Here is a 15,366-nt window from a genome sequence, read left to right as displayed (position 1 = left end):
GGAACACAGGGAGGCAATCGCCGGGTCCCACCGTAACGGATTAGACGCGGAGTTTTTCGCGTCCGTACGTCGCTGGATTCGGCAGCAAGCCGCATCCAGCGTTTTTGCTTTTTGCGGCGTTTCAAGCGGGACGTCTTTCTTCCCGCAACACAATAAGGAGGTGCCGAACGTATGGCAAGCAAGGCCGGCGCGCGCATTAAGATCACCCTGCGGTGCTCTGAGTGCAAGCAGAGAAACTACAACACCATGAAGAACAAGAAGAATACCCCCGACCGTCTGGAGCTCAACAAGTACTGCCCCTTCTGCAGAAAGCACACTGTCCACAACGAGACGAAGTGATTTCTCGCATGAGGCTAAAAGGAAAGAAGGGTAATCAGAATGGCTGAGAACGAAAAGCTGGAGCAGACTGCGAAGGCTGCTTCCGACAAGGCTGAGAAGGCCAAGAAGGACAAGAAGTCCGACAAGAAGTCCAAGCCCGGATTCTTCGCCCGCATCGGCCGCTGGTTCCGGGAACTGAAGGTCGAGCTGAAGAAGGTGGTCTGGCCCACCGGAAAGCAGACCCTGAACAACACGCTGATCGTGATCGCCTGCGTGGTGTTCGTCGGTGTTTTCATCTGGATCTTCGACGCGGTGGCTGGCGGCCTGATTCAGGCCCTGATCCACCTGGTGGCAGGTTAAAGGAGACGGATATGGCTGACAACGCGAACTGGTATGTGGTCCACACTTATTCCGGCTATGAGAATACCGTGAAGGCCACCATCGAGAAGTATGTTGAAAACCGCCATCTCCAGGATATGATCCATGAGATCAGCATCCCTCTGGAAACCGTAACCGAGATCACAGACAACGGTCCTAAGGAAGTGGAGCGTAAGGTCTTCCCCGGCTATGTTCTGGTGAAGATGGTCATGAACGACGAGACCTGGCACGTGGTGCGCAACATCCGTGGCGTCACCGGCTTCCTGGGCGAGGGCAACAAGCCCATCCCCCTCTCTGAGGACGACGTGGCCTCCCTTGGCGTGGAAAAGCGCGAGGTGGTCGTCGGTTATCAGGTGGGCGACAGCGTAAAGATCACCGACGGCGCTCTGGAGTCCTTCCTGGGCACCGTGGAGGAGCTGGATCTGGAGCGCGGCAAAGTCCGGGTGGTGGTGTCCATGTTCGGACGCGAGACTCCCGTGGAGCTGGAGCTGGACCAGATCGAGCCCATGGAGCAGTGATCCCGGCAACAAACCTTTGCAACCCCGCGGCCTGAGGCCGCAAAACGTGGGAGGGACGGCACCGTCCGTTCCGCCAAACTGGGCCTAGCGCCCAACCCAACCACATTTTTTCATATGGAGGTGCTCATTCGTGGCACAGAAAGTAACTGGATATGTAAAACTGCAGATTCCCGCCGGCAAGGCGACTCCCGCCCCCCCTGTTGGTCCCGCTCTGGGCCAGCACGGCGTGAACATCGCCGCCTTTACCAAGGAGTTTAACGAGCGTACCAAGAACGACGTGGGTATGATCATCCCCGTTATCATCACCGTGTACGCTGACCGTTCCTTCTCCTTCATCACCAAGACTCCTCCCGCCGCTGTGCTCATCAAGAAGGCTTGCGGCATCGAGTCCGGCTCTGGTGTGCCCAACAAGACCAAGGTTGCCACCATCAGCAAGGAGGACGTGCGCAAGATCGCTGAGACCAAGATGCCCGACCTGAACGCCGCCAGCATCGAGGCCGCTATGAGCATGATCGCCGGTACTGCCCGCTCCATGGGCATCGTCGTGGGCGAGTAAGGAGGGTGACGAGAAATGTTTAGAGGCAAGAAATATCAGGAGAGCGCCAAGAAGATCGACAAGAACGCTCTGTACGATACCAACGAGGCTATGAGCCTGGTCGTGGAGACCGCTCCTGCCAAGTTCGACGAGACCGTCGAGCTGCACGTGAAGCTGGGTGTTGACTCCCGTCACGCTGACCAGCAGGTCCGCGGCGCCATCGTGCTGCCCCACGGCACCGGTAAGACCCAGCGCGTGCTGGTGTTCGCCAAGGCCGCCAAGGCTGACGAAGCCCGTGCCGCCGGCGCTGACTTCGTGGGCGATATGGACCTGGTGGAGAAGATCCAGAAGGAGAACTGGTTTGACTTCGACGTGGTCGTGGCTACCCCCGACATGATGGGCGTTGTGGGCCGTCTGGGTAAGGTTTTGGGCCCCAAGGGCCTGATGCCCTCCCCCAAGGCCGGCACCGTCACCATGGACGTGACCAAGGCCATCAACGAGATCAAGGCCGGTAAGGTTGAGTACCGTCTGGACAAGACCAACATCATCCACTGCCCCATCGGCAAGGTTTCCTTCGGCGCTGAGAAGCTCTCTGAGAACTTCAACGCTATCATGGGCGCCATCGTGAAGGCTAAGCCCGCCGCTGCCAAGGGCCAGTATATCAAGAGCTGCGTGGTGGCTTCCACCATGGGCCCCGGCGTCAAGGTCAACGGCGCCAAGCTGATGTAATTCATCAAAAAATATCCAATTTCCCGCGGATTTTGCTTGACAAAGTCCGCGGGAATGGATATAATAATTATCGCGTTCAAAGACAGCAGGCTGCATAAGCGGAAGTCCTGCCGAGAGTGCAGTGAGAATTTATCTATGTAATTTCACGCTGTGTCCGTCTTTGTGCGCGGAAACAGCGTTTTTTCATTATTTCTCTGGAGGTGAATCCCAAATGCCTAACGCAAATGTCCTGGAAGCCAAGAAGGCTATCGTGGCTGAGATGACCGAGAAGCTGCAGAATGCCGCCTCCGGTGTGCTGGTCGACTATAAGGGCATCACCGTGGCTGAGGATACCGCGCTTCGTACGGAGCTGCGTAAGAACGACGTAGAGTACGCCGTTGTCAAGAACACCCTCACCCGTTTTGCTGCCGAGGGCGCTGGCCTGGGCGAGCTGTCCGAGTGCCTCAACGGCACCACTTCTCTGGCTATCAGCCACAGCGATCCCATCGCTCCCATGCGCGTCATCAACAAGTTTGCCAAGCAGTTCAATGGCTCCAAGTTCGTCATTAAGGCCGGCTTTATGGACGGCAAGGTGCTGCCCCTGAACGAGATCCTGGCTATCGCTGAGTTGCCCTCCAAGGAGGTCCTGCAGGCTCAGGTTCTGGGCACCATGCTGGCTCCCATCACCAGCCTGGCTATCGTCCTGAAGGCCATTGCCGAGGAGAAGGGCGGCTTCGTAGAGGCCGCTGCCGAGCCCGAGGCTGCCCCCGCCGAGTAAGAATTCGGCACATCATTATCATTTAAGAAATTATCATTCATTTAGGAGGTATTTTATCATGGCTAGCGAGAAGATTACCGCTCTCATCGAGGAAGTTAAGGGCCTGACCGTTCTGGAGCTGTCCGAGCTGGTGCACGCTCTGGAGGAGGAGTTCGGCGTTTCCGCCGCTGCTATGGCTGCTCCCGCCGCTGGCGGCGCTACTGCTCCCGCTGCTGAGGAGAAGACCGAGTTCGACGTTATCCTGGCTGGCTTCGACGCCGCTGCCAAGATCAAGGTCATCAAGGCTGTCCGTGAGATCACCGGCCTGGGCCTGGCTGAGGCTAAGGGCATGGTCGAGGGCACTCCCAAGGCTCTGAAGGAGGGTGTCTCCAAGGACGAGGCCGAGGAGCTGAAGAAGAAGCTGGAAGAGGCCGGCGCCAAGGTGGAGCTGAAGTAATTTCACTTCTCTTTGAGGTCTTTGAGGCCATCCCCCCGCATCTTAGCCTCATCGACTACCCAATAATGACTCAAAAGGAGTCCAAGGTAATCATAATGATTGCCTTGGACTCCTTATTTTTTGGAGACCTAAGGGAGATCAAGGACCTTTAGGTCTCCTTATGTTAAATATAATCTGTATAAAACAAAACATGCCGTACGAAGAGCAATATGGTAAGTTCAGACAGAGCCTCAGACTTCCTACATAAAAACAACGAGTAAAAACGGTAGTGCCGTTCTTGCTCGTTATTTTTACGTATCCTGCTGTTTATTTACACTGGAAAATCTCTCGTGCTTTCTTCATGTTTTCCCGAATCTTGACACCGAACGGACAGTTAGGTTCACACCGTCCGCACATCAGGCAATCCTCTGCTGTAGCTGAAAGTGCCCAATAATGCTGCGCTACCGTTTCTGGCACTGTATCCTGCTGGGTTGCCAGATCCAAAAACTTGGTTACAGCTGCAATATCAATATGAGCGGGACAGGGCTGGCAGTGGTTGCAGTACATACAGCGCCCGGTCATGTGGATCGCATTACCGCTGCTGAAAATATGGACATAGCTGCGCTCTTCATCGGTCACATCGTAGTATTTTACCGCCTCCAGCACTTCTTCCACGGTGTGGCAGCCGACAATCACAACTTTTACGCCGTTGCGGTCCAAACAATATTGAATACACTGAGAAACCGTCATAGCCCGCCATTGCCATTTCACCAAAGGCGTTGATATAGGACTGTACCACAACGTTGGCAAACGCTATGATTGAGTTCTGTACTCCTGAGGGAAGTCCAATGCGTATAATCTGTCCCAGCATTTTGGAGTCAAATCGAATTCTTGTGATTTTAAGCTGATAGCTGCTGTGGGTCCGCAGCAGCTGAATCAAACATAAAATTGCGCTGAACACCTGTGAAATTACGGTAGCTAACGCTGCTCCCCCAACGCCTGTATGGAACACTTCAATAAACAGGATATCCAGTACCAGATTGATCACCGAGGAGATCATCAGATAATACAGTGGATGGCGGCTGTCCCCAATCGCTTGCAGAATACCTACAAAGATGTTGTACATGACAAAGCCCAGAGAACCGGAAAAATAGATCTGTAAATATGTAATTGATTCCGGCATAACACTCTCCGGCGTCCCCATCCATATCAGAATCTGTGGGGACAGCAAAACACCTGCCGCAGTCATCAACAATCCGGCAACAAGGCCAAAGGCCACTGTCGTATGGACTGCACGGTGAACACCATTTTTATCTTCCGCTCCGAAATATCTGGACACAACAACACCAGCACCGGATGAAATACCACTCAGGAACCCGATCAGCATAAAGATCAGACTTCCGGATGAACTAACTGCAGCCAGCGCACTGCTTCCCAGAAAATTACCTACGATCAGAGAGTCGACCGTATTGTACAGCTGCTGAAATAAGTTCCCCAAGAGAAGCGGCAAAGCGAAGAAAATCATACGTTTGGAAATCGAACCGCTCGTCATCGGTTCGACCGCTTTTGCCATGGAATCCCTCCCAAACAAGCAAAGTATTATCTTGCATTATCAGAAAAATGCGATATACTTGCATTATATATTTCTTTATAATCTTCAACAAGTACGCACATTATTTTTATAAAGTAAACTAATTTTCACTATAAGAGGTGAGGTACAGTGGAAAAAATCATGGTCACTTGCGAGATGGAAGTAACCTTGAAAATGATTGGCGGGAAATGTAAGCCGCTCATTTTGGATAGCCTAATCCGCAACGGCACACAGAGGTTCAGTGAGCTGATGCGGGAGATCACTCAGGTTTCTCAAAGGACCCTTACAAACCAGCTTCGTGAACTGGAAAGTGACGGTTTGATTACCCGCACGGTATATGCGGAAGTCCCGCCACGGGTAGAATATTCTATCACTCCAAAGGGAAAGTCTCTGGAACATATTTTGGAGCTCATGTGTGAGTGGGGTGAAAAGAACATTGATGACCGGTTTGTCATGACGAATCCGCAATGTTCCGACTGTGAAGATTGATGACAAGGAAGGAGATACTGCTATGCTGAGTGAGGTCATGCATATTGGAATTACTGTCAGCGACATGGAGCGTTCTATCTCATTTTACAGAGATATTTTAGGGCTTGACTATCAGGGTGAACTGATTATGGAGGGACCAGAGACTGACGCTTTATTTCGCTGTACTGGATGTAAAGTGCGGGTTGCTTATCTGAATGGGAGTTCAGAACTATTTGCCCCGCCGCTAGAATTGATTCAATTTTTGGAACCTCGATTTGAAGTAAGCCGCCCTGATCTGCAGAAGACTTCCATTTCCGAAATATGTTTTCGCTGTGAAGATATCGACAAACTGTATCGGTATTTGAAGGATCATAAAGTGGAGTGCTTGTCCGAACCGCAGTCTTTTGATTTTACAAGATACGGCTTTGGCAAGAGCAGAGCGATATATTTCAAAGACCCGGATGGAATCATTTTAGAAGCGATTCAAGACACTGGAGAATAAACCCCGGAATCTTTGCACGAGTCAAAATTGGAAGATATCGGAGTAAACACATATGTTTGCCTCGTGTTTTTTATAGTAACGTGTCATTCTGTTTTAAGATACTAATAAGAAGCTCGATTTAAACTGCACCGATATTGTAAATTCTTAGTGATCATGAGAGGCCAAGGATAGGAACCTCAAATCATAATCCTCTCCCTCCCCTATCTGTATAAGTCATGCCTCTCAGTTAAGCTTTGACTTGTGTAACCCAGGGTTCCTTGATTCTAAAAACATAAAAAGAAGCGGCACAGCAATTGCTGTGCCGCTTCTTTGATTTGTAATTGAAGGATCAGATTTCGTACCAGCGGATCTCGTTGGCAGCCAGATCCAGCTGGAAGCTGGAGCCGTCGCCCTTGTAGACCGTGGTGGACTGAGGCTCATAGGTGTTGTTGACCACGCAATACTTGCCGTTCTTCACGTAAGCGTGGACCTCCACGTTGTAGTTGGAGGAGAACCACTTGTTCAGCTCCGCCTCATCGTGGGTGCTCCACAGGATGGAGCGGTACAGCACACGGCTGTTCTCGAAGGAGTAAGGCAGGCCGGACAGGTACACCGCACGGCCGGAACCGTACTCGTTCACCGCCATCTGGACCTCCTTGTCCTTCTGCACCAGGATCTCCGCAGTGGGCAGAGCGTAGATGCTCTTCTTGCCCTCGCCAAAGTCCATCTCGCCCTTGCAGTCGGCCAGGATGAAGTGGTCGGGATGCTGCTCCCAATTGTACTTATCGTAGCCCAGGGTGAAGCCGGTCTCCTTCTCCACGCCCAGCACCTGAGCCAGCTGCAGATAGCGGCCCTGATACTGGTGGCCGGTGGGCTCGCCCACGCCGATGAAGCCGCCGCCGTTGTAGACAAAGGCCTTGATGGCGGAGGAGATGGAGGGATCCTCCCACCAGTAGCCGCCGGTGTGAGCAGTGTCGCCGTCGCCGATGTTCAGGATGACGTCAATGCCCTCCAGGCACTTGGGATCGTTCTTGATGTCATCAAAGCTGATGAACTTCACATCAAAGGGAGCACCGGACAGGGCCTCGATCACGCCGGCATAGGAGTAGTTCTGCTTCTGATACAGGGCGTGGTGAACCATGTGGCAGCCCCAGGAACGGGCCTTGCCCCAGGCGTTGAGGACGGCCACGGTCTTGACACAGTAGGGAGTGGTGCCCTTAATGTTCTCATACAGCTCCCGGAACTCGTTGCACACGCTCTCCAGGTAGTCGATGAACTCGGGGAACTGGCAGGCCAGCTTCAGATAGCCGCCATAGCCGATGCGGTCGATGGGCTTGCGGAGGATGGCGCGGCGGGCGGTCACCCAGTTCTCCTTGCCCTCCTTCACAGGATCGCCGCCCTCATGGAAGGTGTCGGGGAAGAAGTAAGGCAGGAAGCGGCCCTCGGTGTACTTCACGCCGGGGATGTCGGAAATGAGGCGCAGGGTGGAGCCGTTACCCACGGAACCAACCACAGCGTCCAGACCGATGGTCTTGAACTCGTCCATATAGGGCTCGGTGCCGATCCAATGGTCGCCCAGGAACATCATGGCCTCTTTGCCCAGCTCGTGGGTGATGTCCACCATCTCCTTGGCCAGCTTGGCCACTTCCCGGCGCTGGAAGGCCATAAAGTCCTTGAACTCCTTGCTGGGGATACGATACTGGTTGTTGTAGTAGCCCTGGTCGATGATGAACTCGGGGCGGAACTTATAGCCCACTTCCTTCTCAAACTGCTCCAGGACGAAGGGAGAGACGGAGGCAGAGTAGCCATACCAGTCCACATACTTCTCACGCTTGAGCTCGTCAAACACCAGAGTGAACTGGTGGAAGAAGGTGGTGTAGCGGATGACGTTTACATAGGGATGCTCGGCGATAAACTTGCGCAGGCGCTCCATGGTAAACTTGTGGGTCTTGGGCTGACGCACGTCAAAGGTGATCTGGTGCTCAAAGTCCTTCCAGTCGTTGGTGACGGCGTTATACATGTGCACAGGATCCCAGATGAGATAGGCCAGGAAGCTGACGGTGTAGTCGTGGAAAAACTCAGGCTTGTCCAGCACCACACAGCCGCTCTCCTCATCATAGCGCCACTGGTCGGCAGGCACAGGCTGGCCGGTGGTGCGGTCCATCACTTCCCACCAGCGCTTGATGTCGTCCCGGGTGTTCACCTGCATCAGCTCCGGGCTGATGCCCTTCATCAGAGGGATGGACAGGGCTCCCTGGCTGGCAGTATAAAAGCCGGTCATGATGTAGCACTGCTGCACCTCGTCCGGGTTGGCCTTAGCCCAAGCGTTGTCCTTACGGGTGGTGTAATAGGTGGAGTACACCTTGGCGTCGACGCTTTTGAGCTGCTCGGGATAATCGGTGCCGTCACAGTCCCGGATGGCGTCCGCCCCCCAGCGCTCCAGCAGCTCCAGAGTCTCGGGCACCACGTCCACATCGGTGGGGATGGTGACCCGTCCCCGGTTTTGCTTCAAATCACTCATAGTTCAATCTCCTTAATAAAAGGTCCAAATCCGTTTCTCTCCTACGCCCCATTGGGGCGCACACAAAACCGGGCGGGCACGGGACTGCACTCGCCCGGCATGCTGCAATGGTTTCTCAGCGTCTGCGTTCGTCCTGGAAGGGCTTGTTGTAGATGGCCAGGGCCGCAATGAGCAGCACCAGGCCCACCAGCATAATGATCAGGCCGGTCATCTGGCCGGTCATTTTCCAGCCGCCGATCACCATACCCAGACCCACGACAGTCAAAATCAGGATCAGGCTGACCCGCAGGGCCACATGTTCTTTCCAAAATCTCATAGCTACACCTTAACCTTTCAGTCCGCCCACGGTCATGCCCTGGATCAGCTTCTTCTGCACGCAGATATAGAGGATCAGGGTGGGCAGCATCACCAGCACCAGACCGGCATACATGGTGCCGTACTGGGCCGCAGACTGCTGGGCCTGCATCAGGTTCAGCAGACCAACGGGGAGGGTCTTGCTGCCGGTGGAGGAGCTCATCAATGTCATAGAGATGATATACTCATTCCAGAAAGACAGGAAGTTAAAGAGGATGATGGTTACGATAGAAGGCTGAGCCATGGGGAAGATGATCTTGACCATGGTCTTGCCGTATCCGGCGCCGTCGATGTAGGCTGCCTCCTCAAAGTCATGGGGCAGGGTGGCAAAGTAGCCCGACAGCAGATAGATGGTGAAGGGCAGCGCCGTAGCGGCGTACACCAGAGCCAACACCACCAGATTGTTGAGCAGGAACTGGGTGCCGATGGTGTTCTTCAGGAAGGTATCGCCGTCCCGCAGCATCAGGAAGATGGGAACCACGATGTAGTTCACGTTGATGAACAGGCCGGCCATAAAGGCGGTGTTCAGGAACTTGCGTCCCTTAAAGTAGAAGCGGGACAGGCAGTAGGCGGCGGGCAGAGCTACCACCAGCAGGATCATCAGAGCCAGGGCAGTGACGATCACGGAGTTGAGCATATACTCGCCCATCTTGGCGGTATTCCAGGCGTTAACAAAGTTCTGCCAGTAGAAACCGGCGGGCAGTGCCCAGGGGTTGCCGTAGAACTCACTGTTCTGCTTGATAGAGGCCATGAACACCCAGAAAACTGGCACCACAATGGAGACCGCCAGGGCAATGAGGGCCACGTAGATAAATACCTTATAGATCCGGCTTCCGGAGGTTTTCTTCTCTTGCATCGGGGCACCTCCTTAAAATTCCAGGGGCTCCCGCTTGGTGGCGTGGTTGACCAGGGCGGAGAGCAGGAAGGAGAACAGGAAGATCACCACGCCGATGGCCATGGAGTAACCATACAGGCCGGCGTCCTTCTGTCCGTACATGTAGGAAAGGGCGACCTCAGAGGCGCCGTTGGGGCCGCCGGAGGTCATGGCCTTGACAAACAGGAAGGCCATATTGATGGTGGAAATGATGAAGAAGGTAAGAGTGGTGCGGATGTTGGTCCAGATCAGAGGAATGGTGATCTGGAAGAACTGGCGCATCCGGCCCGCGCCGTCCAGGCTGGCGGACTCATAGAGGCTCTCAGGCACGCTGGCCATAGAAGCCATGTACATGACCATGTAGTAGCCAATGGCCTGCCAGATCATAGCGATGATGATACTGACCATGACCAGGGGGGCGTCCTTCCACAGGACCGTCACCGTTTTTCCTGCGAACATGGAGATGATGCTGTTGAGCATACCGTTCTCAGGCTTATAGATCGCGGAGAAAATACCGGAGATAACAACAACGGACAGGATATTGGGGATATAGAAAATGACCCGGAACAGATTCTTGCCCTTGACGTTCTCATGGGTCAAAATGCTGGCGAAAATCAGCGCGAAGGCAAACGTCACCATGGTGACCACGACCACCAGCAGAATGGTATTCTGCATGGAGCGGATAAACAGGGTATCGTTGAGCAGTGCTTTAAAGTTGCTCAGACCCACAAAGGTCTCGGTAGGCGAATAAGCGCCTCGTTCATACAAAGACATGCGGAACACGTTCAACGTGGGAACGATCATAAAGATGAAAAACAGAATGGTGGCAGGAGCCACGCACAGCACAAGGAAGCGGCTGCGCCCTTTGTTCCTTCTCACACACTCAGCTCCTTTCAGTTCGGCCGCTGCTGCGGCCCGTTTACAGCTTGTTCACATTTTTTGAAAAAGAGGGACGGCGAGCGAGTTACCGCTCGCCGTCCCCGTACGATCGTGTTTACGTTTCGAACTCAGGAACTCAGGTCAGGTTGGCACGCATCTGATCGCTGGCGGTCTTGATGCTGCTCACCCACTCGTCCTTGGTCATGGAACCGGAGACCAGAGCGTTGACGGGATCGAAGAAGACCTCGCGCTGGGTGCCCAGGCCGGCCACAGACTTGTAGGAAGCGAAAGCGCCCAGGGCGGCCTTGGCGCCGTCGTCATAGATGCCGTAGAAGATCTGTTTGTCGCCAGTCAGCTTATCCACGATGCCGGTAACAGGCTGGGCAGCGCCGGCCTCGGCGAACAGATCAGCGGCGGTATCGCTGTACATGAAAGCGATGAACTGCTTGGCAGCGTCGATGTTCTCAGCGCCCTTGGGGATCCACATCTGCTCGAAGAAGGTGTAGCTGTAGCGGTCGCCGCCCTCGGTGATGGCAGGCAGAGCGGTCATGCCCCACTCGAAGCCGTCAGCGCGGGGAGCCGCAGCCATCTCAGAGACGATCCAGGTGCCGTTGGGCATGAACAGGGCCTTGTTGTCCAGCACCAGCTGCTGGTTCTGGGTGAAGTCCTGATCGTTGGCCTGGGCAGGAGTGATGGGGTTGGTGTAGGAAGCCAGCTTCTCCACGATGTCGAAGCAGGTCTTGGCAGCATCGGTATCCCAGATGCCCTCAGCGTAGTGAGTGGCGTCGTAGAAGAACTCCTCGCCGCCGGCCTCATACATCAGAGCATAGAAGAAAGCGTCAAAGTAACCGGTGGTGGGGTAAGTGAACAGAGAGATGCCCTCAGCCTTGGCCTTGTCGCCCAGCTCCCACATCTCGTCCCAAGTGGTGGGAACCTCCCAGCCCTTCTCCGCAAACAGGCCCTTGTTGTAGAACAGGCCGCAGGGAGAGTAGAACATGGGAGCCAGATAGGTCTTGCCGTCAGCGTAGGGGTTGGTGGTGGAGTTGTCGTTGACGAAGCCGGGGATGATCTTGTCGCCCACGGTGACGTCCTCACCAGGAACCTTCATGGACAGCACGTCGGTGATCTCAGCGATGTTCTTGTCCTTGATGAACTGCTCGGTCAGGCCTGCCTCACGGCCGACAGCCAGGTGCACCACGTCGGGATACTCACCGCCCTGCATAGCGGGGCCGATGACGTCCTCCAGCTTCTTGTCGATGGTCAGCTCGACCTTGATGCCGGTCTGCTCGGTGAAGGCTTCGCACACCTTGTTCCAAACCTCGGTGCCGTAGCTGGTCTCGATGGCAGCTACCTTAATGGTGCCGCCGGCAGTGTTGCTGCCGTCACCGCTCTTGCTGGCGTCGCTGCCGCCGCCGTTGCTGCTGCCGCAGCCGGCCAGGAGCGCAAGAGACATGGAAGCGGCCAGAGTCAGGCTCAGGAACTTTTTCATGTTTCATCATTCCTCCTCTAAAATGTTACGTTTTTGCAGGTGCCAGGCAGGAAGTCATCTGCGTCTGATTTCTTCCCTTAAGTCCATCAGGACCTGCCCAATGCCCTGCATTTACGCCGTTGTCCGCAAGCAGCCAACCGAAGTTTTCGCTCGCGGCTTTCTAAATTCAAGTATACGCTTCCAATTTCCTTAAGCAATTCCTTTCTTGCTGTACTTTTTATATATATTGCTTTTTTCGCAGTTTTGCCGGAAAGTCTCCGTCCCATTCCCTTTCCTTTTAGGAAGAATGTATAATTTGAAAGTTTTGTCGTATTTTCATCTTTTCGTTTCGCGCAAGTTTTTTTCAAATTCAAGTCTCCTTTTTTAGAAGTTGCACAATTCTCCTCCAGGCTTTATAATAGTAACAAACCAATCATAAGCAAAATCTGTGCGATTCCTTTTTTACAAACCACTATTTCTATAAAACTTTCCCTGCGGGCAGCGCAATTTTCCTACAACTGTCTCCCGCCCGATTTTTTCTTTGCTGTTCCTGTTTTTGGAAGGAGGTGCGCGCTTTATGAGCACCAGTCATCATATTTTCTCCCAGGAATCCCAATCTCCTACGGTGCAGAATCAAGCCAAGCTGCTGTATATCACCTGCGCCCAGTACAGCCAGGAGTGGAACTGCACCATCCACACCCACTCCTGTACAGAACTGTTCTTCGTTACCGCCGGGCGGGGCCGTTTTCAGCTCCAGCATGAGAGCTTCTCGGTGGCTGTCAGCGACCTGGTGCTGGTCAACGCCGGCGTCCCTCACACCGAGCTGAGCCAGGCGGGCAGCCCCATGGAGTATACGGTACTGGGCGTAGAGGGCCTGGAAGTACTGGCCGACACGGGGGGCTATGCCCTGTCCCACATCACCTCCGGCTGGGAAGAGCTGACCACCTGCCTGAAGCTGATGCTCCAGGAGGCCCGGGGCGGCCAGACCGGCTATCATCAGGTCTGCCAGCATTTGCTGGACATTATTTTGCTGCGGCTCCAGCGTCAGGACGACCTGGCCATCACCTCTTCAGAGCCCGGGCACAAGATCAGCCGAGAGTGCGATCTGGTGCGGCGCTACATTGACAACCATTTTAAAGAGAACCTGACGCTGGACCAGTTGTCCGCCATCGCCCACATTAATAAATACTATCTGGTCCACGCTTTCCGCAAAGAATACAACATCTCCCCCATCAGTTATCTGATTGCCCGCCGCACCCAGGAAAGTCGATTTCTTCTAACTAATACCGACTATACCCTATCCCAGATCGCTCAGATCCTGGGCTTTTCCTCCCCCAGTTATTTTTCCCAGAGCTTCCGCCGTCTGGAGGGCATCAGCCCCATGGAGTACCGCAAACGCTACCGGCACTCACAGGAGAAACACACGTAGCGTTAAAAAGGAGTTTTTGCCATGGCCTATCTTCCCCTGCTCCCCCAGCGCCCCATCCACGTGCATGAAATCTACACGGTACACTACTTTGAATATGCCGGAAGCTATGCTTTTTCCGGAGAATCCCATGACTTTTGGGAGCTGCTGTACGTAGACCGGGGCACGCTTCGGGTGACTGCCGGCGATCAGGTCTGGGAACTGTCCCGGGGACAGATGATTTTTCATGCTCCGGGCGAATTTCATGCTCTGTCTGCCACCGGGGTAGCCCCTGACCTAGTGGTAGTCAGCTTCGGTTGCAACAGTCCGGATATGAACTTTTTCCAGGGACTCATCACCACAGCGGGAGAAGCGGAACGTGCTCTGCTGGCCCGTATCGTGGAGGAGAGCACCGCGGCATTTTCCACTCCTCTGGACGATCCCTCCACCCAGAGTCTCCAGCGCCGGGAGATTTCTCCCTTCGGCGGGGAGCAGCTGGTATGCGCCGCACTGGAAGAGCTGCTCATCCGTCTCATCCGCCGCCGGGAACAGCCCGCACCCCCGCTCACCGCACCTGGAGGCGATGAGAGCCTCAAGCGGGTGGCCTCCTACATGGAACAGAACCTGGACCGTCCACTCACCCTGGAAGAGATCTGCCGGGACAATCTCATCGGCCGCAGTCAGCTGCAAAAGCTGTTCCATACCTACACCGGCGGCGGGGTGATGGAGTACTTTGGGAACCTGAAGATTCAGGCCGCCCGGCGGATGATCCGGGATGGCCGGCTCAACTTTACACAGATCGCCGCCCGGCTTGGATTCCAGTCGGTCCACTACTTCTCCCGCCGCTTCCGCAAGGTCACCGGCATGTCCCCCAGCGAGTATGCCCGGAGTGTGAAAATGCTCTCCGAACTGCCCGGCGTTTCTGCGGACGATAGTGCAAACAATGTGTAGAATCATCTATTTTCTTTCCCTGCGCCAGCTACTACAATGAAGGTATGAATTTTGGGTCAAAACGGCCCATTTGCGCGGCAGCGCGCTTATTTTGAAAGGAGTGCTTCCCATGTCTATTCTGGTCAGCGGCGGCGCCGGTTACATCGGCAGCCACACCTGCGTGGAGCTTATCCAGGCGGGCTATGAGATCGTGGTAGCAGACAATCTGGTCAACTCTTCCGAGGAATCCCTGCGCCGGGTGGAGAAGATCACCGGCAAAAAAGTTCCCTTTGTAAAAACCGAGCTGTGCGATGAGGCTCAGGTGGAGGCTCTCTTTGCCCAGTACCCCGACATCGACGCGGTCATCCACTTTGCCGGTCTGAAGGCAGTGGGCGAGAGCGTAGCCAAGCCCCTGGAGTACTACACCAACAACCTGGTCAACAGCCTGGTGCTCCTTAACGCCATGCGCCGTCACGGAGTGAAGAACTTCGTCTTCTCCTCCTCCGCCACCGTTTACGGCGACCCCGCCAGCGTGCCCATCCGTGAGGACTTCCCCACCGGCGGCACCACCAACCCCTACGGCACCACCAAGCTCTTCCTGGAGCGCATCCTCACCGACATCTGCGCCGCTGATCCCACCATGAACGTGGCTCTGCTGCGCTACTTCAACCCCATCGGTGCCCACGAGTCCGGCCTCATCGGCGAGGACCCCAACGGCATCCCCAACAACCTGGTGCCCTACATC

At 54.7% G+C, this 15,366-nt stretch carries 20 protein-coding genes; 12 read left to right on the top strand and 8 right to left on the bottom strand.

The window, feature by feature from the left end:
* Positions 1 to 171 precede the first annotated feature (171 nt).
* The 7 genes from rpmG to rplL all read left to right on the top strand — a co-directional run bounded on the left by rpmG (position 172) and on the right by rplL (position 3,671).
* On the top strand, positions 172 to 339 hold the full coding sequence (gene rpmG / locus ACLTXB_RS17255) for a 50S ribosomal protein L33 (protein ID WP_008980220.1): 168 nt from the start codon (positions 172 to 174) through the stop codon (positions 337 to 339).
* 39 nt (positions 340 to 378) lie between these two features.
* A complete protein-coding gene (secE, locus tag ACLTXB_RS17250) occupies positions 379 to 678 on the top strand; it encodes a preprotein translocase subunit SecE (protein WP_008980219.1) in 300 nt (99 codons plus the stop codon).
* 11 nt (positions 679 to 689) lie between these two features.
* Positions 690 to 1,214 carry a transcription termination/antitermination protein NusG gene (nusG, locus tag ACLTXB_RS17245; RefSeq protein WP_428227805.1) on the top strand — a complete coding sequence of 175 codons (525 nt, stop codon included), beginning with the start codon at positions 690 to 692 and terminating at the stop codon, positions 1,212 to 1,214.
* A gap of 130 nt (positions 1,215 to 1,344) precedes the next feature.
* The gene (rplK, locus tag ACLTXB_RS17240) at positions 1,345 to 1,770 is read left to right on the top strand and encodes a 50S ribosomal protein L11 (RefSeq protein ID WP_008980216.1); all 426 of its coding nucleotides are present in this window, start codon (positions 1,345 to 1,347) and stop codon (positions 1,768 to 1,770) included.
* A gap of 15 nt (positions 1,771 to 1,785) precedes the next feature.
* Entirely contained in the window at positions 1,786 to 2,478 is a 693-nt protein-coding gene (gene rplA / locus ACLTXB_RS17235) for a 50S ribosomal protein L1 (protein WP_008980215.1), read from the top strand.
* 211 nt (positions 2,479 to 2,689) lie between these two features.
* Entirely contained in the window at positions 2,690 to 3,235 is a 546-nt protein-coding gene (gene rplJ / locus ACLTXB_RS17230; protein WP_008980214.1) for a 50S ribosomal protein L10, read from the top strand.
* A 58-nt stretch (positions 3,236 to 3,293) separates the two neighbouring features.
* On the top strand, positions 3,294 to 3,671 hold the full coding sequence (gene rplL / locus ACLTXB_RS17225; protein WP_428227804.1) for a 50S ribosomal protein L7/L12: 378 nt from the start codon (positions 3,294 to 3,296) through the stop codon (positions 3,669 to 3,671).
* Positions 3,672 to 3,977: 306 nt separating this feature from the next.
* On the opposite strand, the gene ACLTXB_RS17220 is transcribed toward rplL, so the two are convergent.
* Both ACLTXB_RS17220 and ACLTXB_RS17215 read right to left on the bottom strand, forming a co-directional pair.
* Positions 3,978 to 4,325, bottom strand: coding sequence for a hypothetical protein (locus ACLTXB_RS17220; protein WP_428227803.1), 348 nt, complete (start codon positions 4,323 to 4,325; stop codon positions 3,978 to 3,980).
* On the bottom strand, positions 4,279 to 5,223 hold the full coding sequence (locus ACLTXB_RS17215) for an MATE family efflux transporter (protein ID WP_428227802.1): 945 nt from the start codon (positions 5,221 to 5,223) through the stop codon (positions 4,279 to 4,281). Before ACLTXB_RS17215 ends, ACLTXB_RS17220 begins: the two co-directional genes overlap by 47 nt.
* Before the next feature lie 159 nt (positions 5,224 to 5,382).
* On the opposite strand from ACLTXB_RS17215, the gene ACLTXB_RS17210 reads away from it, so the two are divergent.
* The gene (locus tag ACLTXB_RS17210) at positions 5,383 to 5,730 is read left to right on the top strand and encodes a winged helix-turn-helix transcriptional regulator (RefSeq protein ID WP_191905445.1); all 348 of its coding nucleotides are present in this window, start codon (positions 5,383 to 5,385) and stop codon (positions 5,728 to 5,730) included.
* Entirely contained in the window at positions 5,720 to 6,211 is a 492-nt protein-coding gene (locus ACLTXB_RS17205; RefSeq protein WP_428227801.1) for a VOC family protein, read from the top strand. Before ACLTXB_RS17210 ends, ACLTXB_RS17205 begins: the two co-directional genes overlap by 11 nt.
* A 328-nt stretch (positions 6,212 to 6,539) precedes the next feature.
* Here the strand turns inward: ACLTXB_RS17205 and gnpA are convergent, their stop codons facing one another.
* The 6 genes from gnpA to ACLTXB_RS17175 form a co-directional block, all read right to left on the bottom strand.
* Positions 6,540 to 8,711, bottom strand: a complete 2,172-nt coding sequence (gene gnpA, locus ACLTXB_RS17200; RefSeq protein ID WP_428227800.1) for a 1,3-beta-galactosyl-N-acetylhexosamine phosphorylase — start codon at positions 8,709 to 8,711, stop codon at positions 6,540 to 6,542.
* Positions 8,712 to 8,826: 115 nt separating this feature from the next.
* Positions 8,827 to 9,027, bottom strand: a complete 201-nt coding sequence (locus ACLTXB_RS17195; protein ID WP_008980211.1) for a DUF6903 family protein — start codon at positions 9,025 to 9,027, stop codon at positions 8,827 to 8,829.
* Between the two features lie 9 nt (positions 9,028 to 9,036).
* Entirely contained in the window at positions 9,037 to 9,921 is an 885-nt protein-coding gene (locus tag ACLTXB_RS17190; protein WP_428227799.1) for a carbohydrate ABC transporter permease, read from the bottom strand.
* 12 nt (positions 9,922 to 9,933) lie between these two features.
* Positions 9,934 to 10,818 (bottom strand): carbohydrate ABC transporter permease, encoded by an 885-nt coding sequence (locus ACLTXB_RS17185; protein ID WP_020989512.1) that lies wholly within the window; start codon positions 10,816 to 10,818, stop codon positions 9,934 to 9,936.
* 136 nt (positions 10,819 to 10,954) lie between these two features.
* Positions 10,955 to 12,307 carry a carbohydrate ABC transporter substrate-binding protein gene (locus ACLTXB_RS17180; RefSeq protein WP_428227798.1) on the bottom strand — a complete coding sequence of 451 codons (1,353 nt, stop codon included), beginning with the start codon at positions 12,305 to 12,307 and terminating at the stop codon, positions 10,955 to 10,957.
* 86 nt (positions 12,308 to 12,393) lie between these two features.
* Complete coding sequence (locus ACLTXB_RS17175) at positions 12,394 to 12,654, bottom strand: hypothetical protein (RefSeq protein ID WP_428227797.1); 261 nt, start codon at positions 12,652 to 12,654, stop codon at positions 12,394 to 12,396.
* Positions 12,655 to 12,863: 209 nt separating this feature from the next.
* On the opposite strand from ACLTXB_RS17175, the gene ACLTXB_RS17170 reads away from it, so the two are divergent.
* From ACLTXB_RS17170 to galE, 3 genes are all read left to right on the top strand, one after another.
* Positions 12,864 to 13,715: an AraC family transcriptional regulator gene (locus tag ACLTXB_RS17170; protein ID WP_428227796.1), complete on the top strand. Its 852-nt coding sequence runs from the start codon at positions 12,864 to 12,866 to the stop codon at positions 13,713 to 13,715.
* Between the two features lie 21 nt (positions 13,716 to 13,736).
* A complete protein-coding gene (locus ACLTXB_RS17165; RefSeq protein ID WP_008980206.1) occupies positions 13,737 to 14,642 on the top strand; it encodes a helix-turn-helix domain-containing protein in 906 nt (301 codons plus the stop codon).
* A 109-nt stretch (positions 14,643 to 14,751) separates the two neighbouring features.
* The coding region (gene galE / locus ACLTXB_RS17160; RefSeq protein WP_428227795.1) for a UDP-glucose 4-epimerase GalE at positions 14,752 to 15,366 on the top strand (615 nt) is incomplete at its 3' end.

The sequence above is a fragment of the Flintibacter sp. genome, assembly GCF_046973065.1.
This window is presented reverse-complemented; position numbering and strand designations above follow the sequence as displayed.